Annotated in this window: 12 protein-coding genes; 9 read left to right on the top strand and 3 right to left on the bottom strand. The window is 41.3% G+C overall.

Annotated elements, in window-relative coordinates:
- The first annotated feature begins 26 nt into the window (after positions 1 to 26).
- From A6749_RS25370 to A6749_RS25345, 6 genes are all read left to right on the top strand, one after another.
- Complete coding sequence (locus tag A6749_RS25370) at positions 27 to 1247, top strand: threonine synthase (RefSeq protein ID WP_066399129.1); 1221 nt, start codon at positions 27 to 29, stop codon at positions 1245 to 1247.
- 30 nt (positions 1248 to 1277) lie between these two features.
- The gene (locus A6749_RS25365; RefSeq protein ID WP_066399128.1) at positions 1278 to 2480 is read left to right on the top strand and encodes a dicarboxylate/amino acid:cation symporter; all 1203 of its coding nucleotides are present in this window, start codon (positions 1278 to 1280) and stop codon (positions 2478 to 2480) included.
- Positions 2481 to 2763: 283 nt separating this feature from the next.
- Positions 2764 to 4248 (top strand): aldehyde dehydrogenase family protein, encoded by a 1485-nt coding sequence (locus A6749_RS25360; protein WP_066399125.1) that lies wholly within the window; start codon positions 2764 to 2766, stop codon positions 4246 to 4248.
- Between the two features lie 180 nt (positions 4249 to 4428).
- Positions 4429 to 4863, top strand: coding sequence for a MarR family winged helix-turn-helix transcriptional regulator (locus A6749_RS25355; protein WP_066399123.1), 435 nt, complete (start codon positions 4429 to 4431; stop codon positions 4861 to 4863).
- 18 nt (positions 4864 to 4881) lie between these two features.
- Entirely contained in the window at positions 4882 to 5529 is a 648-nt protein-coding gene (locus tag A6749_RS25350) for an efflux RND transporter periplasmic adaptor subunit (RefSeq protein ID WP_066399121.1), read from the top strand.
- Positions 5530 to 5537: 8 nt separating this feature from the next.
- The gene (locus A6749_RS25345; RefSeq protein ID WP_066399119.1) at positions 5538 to 7292 is read left to right on the top strand and encodes a DHA2 family efflux MFS transporter permease subunit; all 1755 of its coding nucleotides are present in this window, start codon (positions 5538 to 5540) and stop codon (positions 7290 to 7292) included.
- 59 nt (positions 7293 to 7351) lie between these two features.
- Here the strand turns inward: A6749_RS25345 and A6749_RS25340 are convergent, their stop codons facing one another.
- Positions 7352 to 8227, bottom strand: coding sequence for a LysR family transcriptional regulator (locus A6749_RS25340; RefSeq protein WP_066399116.1), 876 nt, complete (start codon positions 8225 to 8227; stop codon positions 7352 to 7354).
- A gap of 251 nt (positions 8228 to 8478) precedes the next feature.
- Between A6749_RS25340 and A6749_RS25335 the strand changes: the two genes are divergently transcribed.
- Both A6749_RS25335 and A6749_RS25330 read left to right on the top strand, forming a co-directional pair.
- Positions 8479 to 9765 (top strand): GntP family permease, encoded by a 1287-nt coding sequence (locus A6749_RS25335; RefSeq protein ID WP_066399113.1) that lies wholly within the window; start codon positions 8479 to 8481, stop codon positions 9763 to 9765.
- A 23-nt stretch (positions 9766 to 9788) separates the two neighbouring features.
- Positions 9789 to 10565 carry a 3-hydroxybutyrate dehydrogenase gene (locus A6749_RS25330; RefSeq protein ID WP_066399111.1) on the top strand — a complete coding sequence of 259 codons (777 nt, stop codon included), beginning with the start codon at positions 9789 to 9791 and terminating at the stop codon, positions 10563 to 10565.
- Positions 10566 to 10639: 74 nt separating this feature from the next.
- Here A6749_RS25330 and A6749_RS25325 read toward each other — a convergent pair whose 3' ends face one another.
- Positions 10640 to 11062 carry a VOC family protein gene (locus A6749_RS25325; protein ID WP_066399109.1) on the bottom strand — a complete coding sequence of 141 codons (423 nt, stop codon included), beginning with the start codon at positions 11060 to 11062 and terminating at the stop codon, positions 10640 to 10642.
- Positions 11063 to 11288: 226 nt separating this feature from the next.
- Here A6749_RS25325 and A6749_RS25320 point away from each other — a divergent pair, with 226 nt between their 5' ends.
- Positions 11289 to 11852, top strand: coding sequence for a class I SAM-dependent methyltransferase (locus A6749_RS25320; protein ID WP_066399108.1), 564 nt, complete (start codon positions 11289 to 11291; stop codon positions 11850 to 11852).
- Positions 11853 to 11915: 63 nt separating this feature from the next.
- Here the strand turns inward: A6749_RS25320 and A6749_RS25315 are convergent, their stop codons facing one another.
- Complete coding sequence (locus A6749_RS25315) at positions 11916 to 12170, bottom strand: DUF2533 family protein (protein WP_066399104.1); 255 nt, start codon at positions 12168 to 12170, stop codon at positions 11916 to 11918.
- Positions 12171 to 12426: the final 256 nt, after the last annotated feature.

The raw sequence follows: 12426 nt of genomic DNA, 5'->3' as shown, positions 1-12426 counted from the left end.
TATTTTATGTGAAGGGAGGTGTAATAGTGAAATATAGTTATGTGTCGCATTTGTTTTGTCCGAAGTGTGACTGTACGTATGGTGTACAAGACCGGCATCAGTTGTGTCAGTGTGGTTCGCCGCTTTTAGTAGCTTATGATATGGAGGAATTGAAGAGGGATTTCCATGCTGATGTGTTGAAGGAGCGCTCCCCGGATTTGTGGCGTTATCATGAACTGCTTCCTGTCATAGATGAGAAAAATGTAGTGTCTTTAGGAGAAGGGATGACCCCGATGCTTAAAATGAGCACACTTGGAACGGACATGGGTCTCCAAAATCTTTATATGAAGGATGAAGGGTTGATTCCTTCCGGTTCTTTTAAATCACGCGGGGCTGCTGTAGGTGTATCGAAGGCAAAGGAGCTCGGAGTCGAACGGATCGCAATGCCGACAAACGGGAATGCTGGTGCGGCTTGGTCACTATATTGCGCGAGGGCTGGATTGCAATCGACAATCGTCATGCCTCTCGATGCTCCGGAAATAACACGAAAAGAATGTCTTGCTGCAGGTGCAGAGCTCTATCTTGTCGATGGATTAATCGGTGATGCCGGAAAAATTGTCGGCCAGGCAGTAGCTGACTACGGATTCTTTGATGCATCAACATTAAAAGAACCTTACCGGATTGAAGGGAAGAAAACGATGGGCCTGGAGATTGCCGAGCAATTCCACTGGGAGGTTCCGGATGTCATCCTTTACCCAACAGGCGGAGGTGTGGGCTTAATCGGAATCTTTAAGGCTTTAAGGGAATTGCAAACGCTTGGCTGGATTGATTCTGAAAAAATGCCTCGTTTGGTGGCCGTCCAGGCAGAAGGCTGCGCACCGATTGTAAAAGCCTGGGAGGAAGGAGGAACCAGTGCCGAACCGTGGGAAAATCCGTCAACAATTGCGTTCGGAATTAATGTGGCCAAAGCCTTAGGGGACTTTTTAATTTTGGATGCCATTAAACAAAGTAACGGCTGTGCTATTTCAGTTAGCGATGAATTGATCATGCAAGAACTAAAAACGGCAGCTGTTTGTGAAGGCGCTTTCATCTGTCCTGAGGGTGCTGCTGCTTTTGCGGCCGCCCGCACTCTCCGTAAGAATGGGTGGATTGGTCCCGATGAACGAGTTGTTGTTTTAAATACGGGAGCAGGCATTAAATATCCTGATACCATCGAAGTGAACGTACCAATTTTAAGCCGAGAGGATCAGATTCATCGACCCAATTAATCATTTGAAGATTTGAGAGGGGGATATCGAATGAAGAAGAATTTGGTAGTTCAAATTATTGCAGCTTTTATCCTTGCCATCATCGTTGGAGTTATTTTTGGGGAAAAAGCTTCGGTTGTCCAACCGCTTGGTGATTTATTTTTACGATTAATTAAGTTTATCATCGTTCCATTAATTCTTTCTAGCCTTGTGGTCGGAGTTACAAGCGCTGGTGATATCAATCAGCTTGGCCGTTTAGGCGGTAAAACGATTTCCTATTATTTAATCACAACTTTTATCGCTATTATTATTGGTTTACTAGCGGGATTTATTTTTCAACCAGGCACCGGTACCGGCCTAACGCTTGATGGCGCAAAGGTCGATGCGAAAGAAACAGAAGGTGTTATTGCGACATTTTTAAATATCATCCCAACCAATCCAATCGAGGCGATGACCAATGGTGCAGTGCTGCAAATTATCTTCTTTGCGATTTTTCTCGGAATCGGTATTACAGTAGTAGGGGAAAAAGCAAAGCCTGTCCAAGTATTCTTCGAAGGCTTTGCCGAAGTGATGTATAAAATTACCTCAATGATTATGGTGTTAGTTCCACTCGGGGTTTTTGGCCTATTAGCACCTGTCGTTGGAAGTTATGGGGCATCCGTCCTGCTCCCGTTGATGAAAGTGATCATGGCCATGGTGGTTGCCTGTATCGTCCATGTCGGAATAACTTACACGATCGCTGTTAAGACATTAGGAAAAATGAGCCCGATTCGCTTTTTTAAAGGCATTTTTCCTGCAGCTTCAGTTGCGTTTTCGACCTGCAGCAGCTCTGGAACATTGCCGATTACAATGAAGAATGTCCAAGAAAATCTGGGTATTTCCAATAAAACAAGCAGCTTCGTATTACCACTAGGGGCCACGATCAATATGGATGGAACGGCTATCTATCAAGGTATTGCCGTGATGTTTGTCGCCCAATACTTCGGCATCAATCTAACATTCTCACAAATCTTAATGGTCGTATTGGTCGGAACATTAGCATCCATCGGCGCAGCAGGCGTACCAGGCGCGGGACTCATCATGCTAACCATGACACTAGCCGCCGTCAATCTGCCGCTAGAAGGCATCGCCCTAGTCGCCGGAATCGACCGCATCCTCGACATGTTCCGCACCTCCGTCAACGTCATCGGCGACACCTCCTGCTGCGTGGTCGTCGAACCAGTGAAGCATGGGGAAGATTCTGCTGCCTCATAGATACGAAATATTTAAATAGTTTGATAAACTTTTTATTAAAAAATAGAAACTTGGTCAGTTCAACGGTAGAAGTAATAGCTTTAAAATACCGAGGGACTGACCTTTTCATTGCTGATGCCTGACACATTTTGGAATAATATGTATAAAAATGCTGTCGTAAATTTTTTGAAAATTATAACACTAATTACTTGAATGCTAGATTTTAACAATGATAGAATTTTACATGGAGTTGAAAATTATTGCCAATTCCGTTATCGAAGAATAGTTAAGGGAGGAAGAACATTTGAGTCAAGTATCAGTCGGTTTAAAAGAGAAGGTAGAAAAGTTTTTACTGGGGAAAAAGAAACTGTACATTGATGGTCAATTTGTTGAAAGTCTCTCTCAAAAAACATTTGATACGTATAACCCGGCAACTGGTGAAGTGCTGGCAGCTGTGTATGAAGCCGGTCCAGAAGACATCGACCGTGCTGTAAAGGCGGCAAGAAAGGCATTTGATGAGGGACCGTGGTCAAAAATGGGATCTGCTAAACGCAGCCGTCTCATGTATAAATTAGCTGATTTAATGGAGGAGCATCAAGAGGAGCTGGCCCAATTAGAAACGCTGGATAACGGAAAGCCGATCCGTGAAACCTCTGCAGCGGATGTGCCGCTCGCCATTGAACATATGCGCTACTATGCCGGATGGTCGACGAAAATCGTTGGACAAACGATTCCAGTCAACGGACCATTCTTTAACTTTACTCGCCATGAAGCGGTTGGAGTTGTCGGCCAAATTATCCCGTGGAACTTCCCGTTATTAATGGCGATGTGGAAGTTAGGTGCAGCTTTGGCGACAGGCTGTACGGTAGTATTGAAGCCGGCAGAACAAACACCGCTTTCTGCCTTATACTTAGCAGAATTAATCGAAGAAGCAGGGTTCCCTCCAGGGGTCATCAATATTGTCCCAGGTTTCGGTGAAACAGCAGGACAGCCGCTGGTTGACCATTCGCTTGTGGATAAAATTGCTTTCACTGGCTCGACAGAAGTTGGAAAAATGATCATGGAAAGAGCCTCAAAAACATTGAAGCGTGTTACGCTTGAGCTCGGCGGAAAATCACCGAACATCATTCTTCCAGATGCTGACCTGACAAAAGCGATTCCTGGTGCATTAAACGGCGTCATGTTTAACCAAGGACAGGTTTGCTGTGCCGGTTCGCGTGTGTTTATCCAGAAAAAGCAATTTGACAACGTCGTGTCGGACATGGTCAGTCATGCGCAAAAAATTAAACAAGGATCTGGTTTACATGCCGATACACAAATTGGTCCATTAGTTTCCGTTGAACAGCAAAAACGCGTGCTTGGCTATATTGAAAAAGGATTAAACGAAGGAGCGGAATTGCTAGTTGGCGGTGACAAGCCGTTTGAGCAAGGATACTTTGTGTCTCCAACAATTTTTGCCGATGTTCGTGATGAAATGACGATTGCGAAAGAGGAAATTTTTGGTCCAGTCATTTCCGCTATGCCATATGAGGATCTTGATGAGCTGATTGACCGTGCTAATAATAGCCAATACGGCTTAGCAGCAGGTGTATGGACTAGAGATGTAGCAAAAGCCCATTATATTTCCAGCAAACTTCGTGCCGGTACGGTTTGGGTCAACTGCTACAATGCCTTTGATGCCGCTTCTCCGTTCGGCGGCTACAAGCAATCCGGAATCGGCCGCGAAATGGGCTCTTACGCCTTGAACAATTATACCGAAGTCAAGAGTGTCTGGATTTCGATGAAATAAGAATACGGAAAAGCTCTTCTCCACTGAGAGAAGAGCTTTTTTTAGGTTAATAGGATCAGGGAATAGATAAATATTGTTGACACATGATAAAAATGTAGGTATGATAAAAAACGCAAATTATTTCGCATGCGAAATATTCGTGTAGGAAACATTTGATCAGTCAGTAAGGGGGGGTGTTAATTGCGAAATGCTTATAATAGCGAGATTTTAAACTCGTTCTCTGATATTAATAAGCTGCTTTATAAGGTTTCGAAGATGGATGCAGACCGGAATGGATTAACTGTAGTCCAGCTTAAGGCTTTGTATAAGATTTCCGCACAGCCTAATATGGGTTTAGTGGAATTGGCGGAGCATTTAAAGCTGACGAATAGTACGGTAAGCGGCGTTGTCGACAGATTAGTGCAGAATGGTCTTATTGAACGTCACACACTCCCGCATGACCGCCGGGCGATTACCATTCGATTATCGCAAAAAGGCGAGGAAAAATTGGAGCATATTGTGCTCAATGAATCTCTGTTAGTTCAGAAGTTAAACAAAATCAAGCAATTGCCTGCAGAGGATATCGAAAATTTATTACGAATTCATAAAAAAGTTCAAAGCATCTTGAGTGAGTAGAGGAGGAACAAAATATTTATGAACGCTAAACGGATGATTCTTCTTAATGTCATTTTATTAATCATATTGGTCGGCGGAGGTTTCGCCGGTTATTACTACTTTAATCAATCTATTAATTATTTAACAACAGATAATGCCCAAATTTCCGGACAGCAGGTGAACATTGCTGCGCCAGCAACTGGAAAACTACTGAAATGGAAAGGGCAAACTGGTGACACCTTCACCAAAAATGACACAATCGGCACGATTGAAATAGCTGGTGAAAAAGGGGCCATGGATATGGCGGTCAAAGCTCCGGCGGACGGTACGGTTGTTCAAACAAATGCGGTAGAAAATACAATGGTTGCTGCAGGTACACCGCTTGCCATCAGCTACGATCTGAATAATCTTTGGGTAACAGCTAATATCGAGGAAACAAAACTAAATGATGTCAAAATTGGTCAGGATGTCGATATTTATGTCGATGCTTTTCCAAACGTCACTTTAAACGGAAAGGTTGAGGAAATCGGATTAGCAACAGCTGGTACGTTCTCGCTTTTACCAAAGAACAATGCTTCAGCGAATTACACAAAAGAAACACAAGTCGTTCCTGTGAAAATTTCAATCGATCATTATGGAGAGAGACTCGTTCCTGGGATGAATGTGACAGTGCGAATTCATAAGTAGGTGATCATATGTCAATATATATCGCAGGTTATATTCTTATATCCGTTCTTCTCTTGATTTTTGTTAATTTAATGTTGAAAAAACAAAACAAAAAAGAAACACAGCCTATTTCAGAAATTGCATCTATACAGGCGGCCGATGGTTCACCACTAGAAAAAGCACCGACGACTGATGCATTACCATTAGAAAAAGAAATGAAAAGAGAAAATAAGAAAGTCCAACCGGTTTCTACGAAAGCTGAGCAATTTGAAGGAAAACGCGGAAAAGTTATAGCAGCTATGATGCTGGGGGCGTTTGTAGCGATTTTGAATCAAACGTTACTGAATGTTGCCATCCCGCATATTATGAATGATTTCGCTGTTTCTGCAAGTACCGTACAATGGCTTTCAACAGGATACATGCTAACGAACGGAATCATTATTCCCATTACAGCCTTTTTGACCTCTAGACTGGGAACAAGAAAATTATTTATTTTTGCTGTATTTGCGTTTACATTAGGTTCTGTCATTTGTTCTATTTCGACGACCTTCTCACTGTTAATGATTGGCAGGGTTGTTCAGGCAGCAGGTGCTGGTGTTATCATGCCGCTGTTAATGACTGTATTTTTAACAATTTTCCCTCCCGAAAAGCGAGGAGCAGCCATGGGACTTATGGGTGTCGCGATTCTATTTGCCCCAGCTGTCGGTCCTACGTTATCCGGCTGGATCATCGGGCATTACTCTTGGCGTGTGTTGTTTGATATCGTTATTCCGTTCGGGATTTTATCGATCATTATGTCCTTTGCCTGGATGATCGATGTTACCGAAATCACAAAACCGAAATTCGATACTCCAGGGTTTATTTTTTCAACCGTGGGATTAGGATTTTTGCTTTATGGGTTTAGTGAAGCGGGGAATAATGGCTGGGATAGTGCAGAGGTATTGATTTCCCTTATTGTAGGAACGATTGGGTTAATTGCCTTCATTTGGCGCGAGCTCACGACTGATCAGCCGATGCTGGAATTACGCGTGTTTAAATATGATATTTTCGCGTTAACGACGCTCATCGGGATGATTATCAACATGGCAATGTTTGCTGCCATGCTGCTGCTGCCAATCTATCTGCAAAATATCCGCGGGTTTACCGCTCTTGATTCAGGACTTTTGATGCTGCCAGGGGCAATCGTCATGGCGATTATGATGCCAATATCCGGAAGGCTGTTTGACCGGATGGGAGCACGCTGGCTTGCCGTGATTGGCCTGGTTATTACCGTGATCACAACATGGCAGTTTACGAAATTAACAATGTCTACATCATATGGCTATATTATGTTACTGTATATTATGCGGATGTTTGGCATGTCCTTTTTATCGATGACAGTACAGACGGAAGGGATGAACCAGCTGCCGCTGCGTCTAGCAGGCCACGGAACATCTGCTTCGAACACAGCAAGAACAGTTGCCGGAAGTTTGGGTACGGCCTTTCTTGTTACCGTAATGACAACAAGAAGTGGTTTTCATTCGGCTAATTATTCGAATGTCATCACAAGTGCCAATCCGTATCTTGCCAACAAAATGGCTGAGCTTGGTCACGGAATTGCGGCAATGGCGGGAATACCGGTCCAACAAGGACAAATGCTTGCCACAACCAGCATTTACGGCGAAGCAATGAAAGAAGCGACCATCAGCGGCATTAACGACGCCTTTGTAGTGGCAACAGGAATCGCCGCAGTCGCCCTAATCCTTGCCTTCTTCATTAAAAGAGCAAAACCATCAGCAGAATAATCAAACATGGGGACAGTTCTCTTGCTTCTTTTTAAGAAGCAGAAGTACTGTCCCTTATTTCAATCATTCTCTAGCATTTTTAATAATTCTCTTAGGGCGAAGGAGTGGTAGGCGCCTTTTTTGGTGATGATACCAAGCTTCCAGTATAAGGTTGGATTTATTAAGCGGACGATTTTTATGTTTTTGTTGCTTTGTTTTTGATAGATCAATTTGGGCAGTAGGGCGATGCCAAGTTTTGCTGAAACAAGCTCCAAAATAAGGTCCCATTGTGAGCTTTGGTAGGAGATTTTTGGTGTGAATCCTTCACTCTTACAGGCATGGATAATGTAATCATGCAAGGCAAAATCCTCGGAAAATAAAATGAAACTTTCATCTTCTAACTCTTTTAATGAAACGGACTGTTTTTGAGCCAGTTTGTGGTCTTCATGTATAAATAAAACAAATTCCTCTTGAAAAAAAGGGAAAACATGAAACATTTCTTGATCGGCAGGGAGGACCACAATCCCAATGTCAATCTTTGCCTCATCGATCAGCCTTCCGACAACTTTAGCTCCTAATTCAACTAACTCCAAGGTGACTTTCGGATATTTTTCGTTAAATTGTTGGGCGATTTGCGGAAAAAATAACGTACCAATGAGCGGGGGAATACCGAATTTAATTTCACCGGCGGCGATGTCCCTGAGTTCATCCAATAAGACATTTAACTCTGATAAGGCAGCAAGCGCTTTTTGGCTCTGCTGATACACGATTCTCCCGGCATCGGTTAAGCGCAGATGCCTTGTAGAGCGGTCAAACAGCTCCACATCAAGTTCTTCCTCTAACTTTTTGACAGCTTTACTTAACGAAGGCTGGGTTAAATAAGAATGTGCTGCTGCATTCGTGAAGCTCTTATAATCTGCTACTTCCATAAATGATTTTAAGTCTCGTAACTCCATCTTAACCACCTTATTTATTCTATATAAGCATAGTATTAATGATTTTTATTCATTTTACATATAAATCAAGCGGATGTAAACTATTATAGGAAAGTATTTGAGGCGCTTATAACCAATGAAGGAGCGGTGAAAATTATATCATTTTTTTTGATTCTATGATTGATAGATCCATAAATTATATTGAAAAAATAATTTAACTAGACGTTCATAGGTGATTAAAACTTTTTACATATGAAAAGAGGTGAATAAGAGTGTTAAGTATAATTGTAGGTTTAGTATTGTTAATGTCGTTAGCTTATCTTGGATGGTCGATTATTTGGGTAGCCCCGCTTGCTGCTGGAGTGGTTGCCATATTGAGTGGTTTGAATGTTTTTGACACGTACACCGGAACCTACATGGAAGGGCTAGTAGGATTTGTTAAGAATTGGTTTCCTATTTTCTTATTAGGTGCTGTTTTTGGTAAACTGATGGAAGATACCGGATCAGCTCGGTCCGTTGCTAAAAAGGTAACACAATTAATCGGAAAAAAACGAGCCATTCTAGGGGTATTAATTGCTTCCGCGTTATTAACATATGGCGGGGTCAGCTTATTTGTCGTTGTGTTTGCCATCTATCCGATTGCACTTGAATTATTCAGAGAAGCAAATGTGACCAGAAAGCTGCTTGTGCCAACTTTTGCACTTGGCGCCTTTACGTTTACCATGACGTCTATGCCAGGAACACCGCAAATTCAAAACTTGATTCCGATGCAATATTTTCACACATCACCAACATCTGGTGTTATTATCGGCATCGTAACTACCATAGTCATGGCTGTTTGCGGATATTTATGGCTTGCATTCAGAGCAAAGAAATTTACCGAAAAAAATGATGTCTATAGCGAACCAACTCATACATCTATTCTAGCTCAAACGGACGAGGAAGAAACGCCGAATTGGCTGCTTTCTTTAATTCCTCTTTTAGTTGTTGTGGTCTTGTTGAATATTGTAAAATTGCAAGCGATCTATGCTTTGTTGCTAGGTATTATAAGTATTATGGTCATTCATTTCAAGCATTATAGCAAATTTATTTCATCCATTAATGAGGGTGGAAAAGGCTCTGTCATGGCAATTTTAAATACCAGTGCCGCTGTTGGGTTTGGTGCGGTTATCGCTATAGTACCTGCATTTGATCATATTACTTCTTGGCTGCTTCATGTGTCCAGCAATCCGCTAGTTGCTGAGGCTCTCTCGGTACAAATCATGGCTATCATTACCGGATCAGCCTCTGGAGGCATGGGTATTGCACTTACTACTCTTGGTAAAACCTTTTACCATGTAGCACAGGTGACGGGGCTTAGCCCTGATGCTCTTCATAGAATTGCTGCCGTTGCTTCAGGTGCTTCAATTTTTCCAAATAATGGTGCGTTATTAACTCTTTTAGCGGTAACAGGTTTAAGTCATAAAGAAACTTACAAAGACGTGTTTGTCGTTGCGTTTCTTATTCCAACGATTGCATTGATTATCGGTATTATATTGGGTGCAATCGGATTAGTTTAATTATTGAGGGAGGAAATTTTATCATGGTTGAAAACAAAGTTGTCATTATTACTGGTTCTGGACGGGGTATTGGATTTGAAATTGGCAAGCATTTTGCTGAAAATGGAGCAAAAGTGGTACTTTCTGATATTAATGAAGGAATGGTAAAAGAATCTGCTGAATCTCTAAAAAAATTAGGATTTGAGTCTATCGGGATTAAAGCCGATGTAACGTCAGAGGAGGATCTTCAAAACCTAGTAAAAGTAGCGAAAGAAACTTACGGCTCCGTCGATATTGTGATCAACAATGCCGGTTTACAATATGTATCACCGATCGAGGATTTTCCAACAGAGAAGTTTGTTTTAATGCATAAAATTATGCTGATCGCTCCTTTCATTCTAACAAAGGCAGTTTTCCCAATTATGAAGGAACAAGGTTATGGCCGGATTATTAATATTGCTTCGATTAATGGTTTGATCGGATTTGCCGGCAAAGCAGCCTATAATAGTGCGAAACATGGTGTGATTGGTTTAACAAAAGTGGCTGCCTTGGAAGGGGCAGAGCATGGTATTACCGTTAATGCCTTATGTCCGGGCTATGTTGACACACCACTTGTCCGCGGACAGATGGCAGATTTAGCGAAAACCCGTAATGTTCCTGTAGAAGATGTCTTAGCAGAAGTACTGCTTCCATTAGTTCCGCAAAAACGATTGCTGGATGTTAGTGAAATTGCTGATTATGCTCTTTTCCTAGCAAGCGATAAGGCGAAAAGTGTAACAGGACAGGCAGTTGTGATTGATGGCGGATATACAGCACAATAAATTTGTTACAAAATTACCATAAAGTTAAAAAAGGCTCTGCCGTTAATGAATCGGCTAGAGCCTTTTTTTTCATGTTATTTTCCTTCTGTGAAAATCTGAAAAAACACACCAAATTTATCAATTACACTACCATAAGCCGGGCTGAAGAAGGTTTCTTGGAGCGGCATCTCTACTCTACCACCGTCTTGTAACCCATCAAAATATTTTTGTGCCTTTTCTGCATCGTCAGTGGAGATACAGATGGTTACGTTTGTACCGATTTGATGTGCCTGTCCAGGGAAAGCATCGGAAAACATTAGTTCTGTTTCACCCACTTTGATTGTTGCGTGGCTGATCAGGTTTTTGGTATTCTCAGGAAGCGGGTATTCAGGGTTTTCTGGCATTTCCCCGAAGGTTTGTTTGAAGAGAACTTGAGCATCTAAAGCTTTTTCATAAAATTCAATAGCTTCATTAGCATTACCATCCATTACTAAATAGGGGACCAAACGTACAGTCATCAAAATCGCTCCTTATGAAAAAAATTTATACGATAATCGTGAAAATTGCTACCTATTTTTTTAGCAGCATTTCCTATTATTACCGCTATTTCAATTATAAAACAAGGAACGTTTGTTCGCAAGTGATAAAATGCTTATTTAGGCGTTTTTACCGGAAAATTTGAATTAGATTAGGGAATTGTTTACGCTATAAATAAAAGAAAACTTTTGACTGGGGAGCTTTTGGATGGATGATAAAACTAAATGGAATGAGAAATATAATAAACGATTGAATGATGAACCAGTGGAACCGGAGCCTAACCGTAGATTAAAGGATAGGGTCTCTTTTTTCAGCGGCGGAACAGCACTCGATATCGCTTGCGGCCTGGGTGGTAACAGTATTTTACTTGCTGAACATAACTTTCATGTTCAAGCAATTGATATATCAGACGTTGCTATCAAATATGTTCAAGAACAGGCTGAAAAAAAACAGCTCCCTATCGATACAAGGATATATGATTTAACAAAATTGAATAAACTAAATTGGAAGGATCAATCCTTTGACATAGTGGTCATAACCTATTACCTTGATCGCGCCTTATTTCCAATTGTAAAAAGCGTCATAAAAGAAAACGGTTATTTTTTCATGGAGACTTATTACCTTACTCCCGAGAAGGAAGGAAAGGGAGTTTCTAATCAATACAAGCTTCAGCCTAAAGAATTACAAACTGAATTCGCTGATTGGACCATTCACTATTTTGAAGAAAACGAACAAGAGGGAAGGCAAACAATCTTTTGCCAGAAACCATGAAAGATGAGGACAGTTCTCACTTTTCATGAGTTTGATGAAAAAGAAGAACTGTCCGTATTCTTCCTAAGCTTTTCTTGATACATATTCGCGGACCATGTCAGTGGTGACGATTTTTCGTTCGGGAATAAATCTTAGTTTGATGTTATTGATTTTTTTAGTGACATCGTTGATTTTATCGGTGGTAAAAGGTTTCCCTTCTTTGCACAATTGGATTGCTTCTTCAATAAAGCTTTCTCGTTGTTGGTCCAGCTGTAGAAAATTTTGATATTCTTTATTTTGATTTGCCGCATGCTGAATTAAGTCTTTATGTACGCTCATGATTTCACTCCTAAATAGTTTGAATATAACGTAATCATATCATGAAACGTAGAAAGTCAGTGAAAAAATTGTGGAGCGAGGCATTTTTTAGGTTAAATAAGTAATGTGAATTCAAAATATGGTATAATTTTTCAAACCAATTGTTTAAACCATGAGTTGAAAGGAGTGAATGGAAGATCTTTAGCCCCGTATTTATTCGATCACTTGTTTATGCTGGCATAGGTTCCAACATCCTGGCCATTATCGTTTGTCTGCT

This window comes from Neobacillus mesonae (genome assembly GCF_001636315.1).
In the GTDB taxonomy this organism is placed as follows: Bacteria; Bacillota; Bacilli; order Bacillales; family Cytobacillaceae; genus Neobacillus; species Neobacillus mesonae.
This window is presented reverse-complemented; position numbering and strand designations above follow the sequence as displayed.

What these genes read in the sequence shown, in the direction of transcription:
- A6749_RS25365 (WP_066399128.1), top strand. Translation starts at nt 1,278, where the DNA reads ATGAAGAAGAATTTGGTAGTTCAAATTATTGCAGCTTTTATCCTTGCC.
- A6749_RS25350 (WP_066399121.1), top strand. Translation starts at nt 4,882, where the DNA reads ATGAACGCTAAACGGATGATTCTTCTTAATGTCATTTTATTAATCATA.
- A6749_RS25345 (WP_066399119.1), top strand. Translation starts at nt 5,538, where the DNA reads ATGTCAATATATATCGCAGGTTATATTCTTATATCCGTTCTTCTCTTG.
- A6749_RS25340 (WP_066399116.1), bottom strand. Translation starts at nt 8,227, where the DNA reads ATGGAGTTACGAGACTTAAAATCATTTATGGAAGTAGCAGATTATAAG.
- A6749_RS25330 (WP_066399111.1), top strand. Translation starts at nt 9,789, where the DNA reads ATGGTTGAAAACAAAGTTGTCATTATTACTGGTTCTGGACGGGGTATT.
- A6749_RS25325 (WP_066399109.1), bottom strand. Translation starts at nt 11,062, where the DNA reads ATGACTGTACGTTTGGTCCCCTATTTAGTAATGGATGGTAATGCTAAT.
- A6749_RS25320 (WP_066399108.1), top strand. Translation starts at nt 11,289, where the DNA reads ATGGATGATAAAACTAAATGGAATGAGAAATATAATAAACGATTGAAT.
- A6749_RS25315 (WP_066399104.1), bottom strand. Translation starts at nt 12,170, where the DNA reads ATGAGCGTACATAAAGACTTAATTCAGCATGCGGCAAATCAAAATAAA.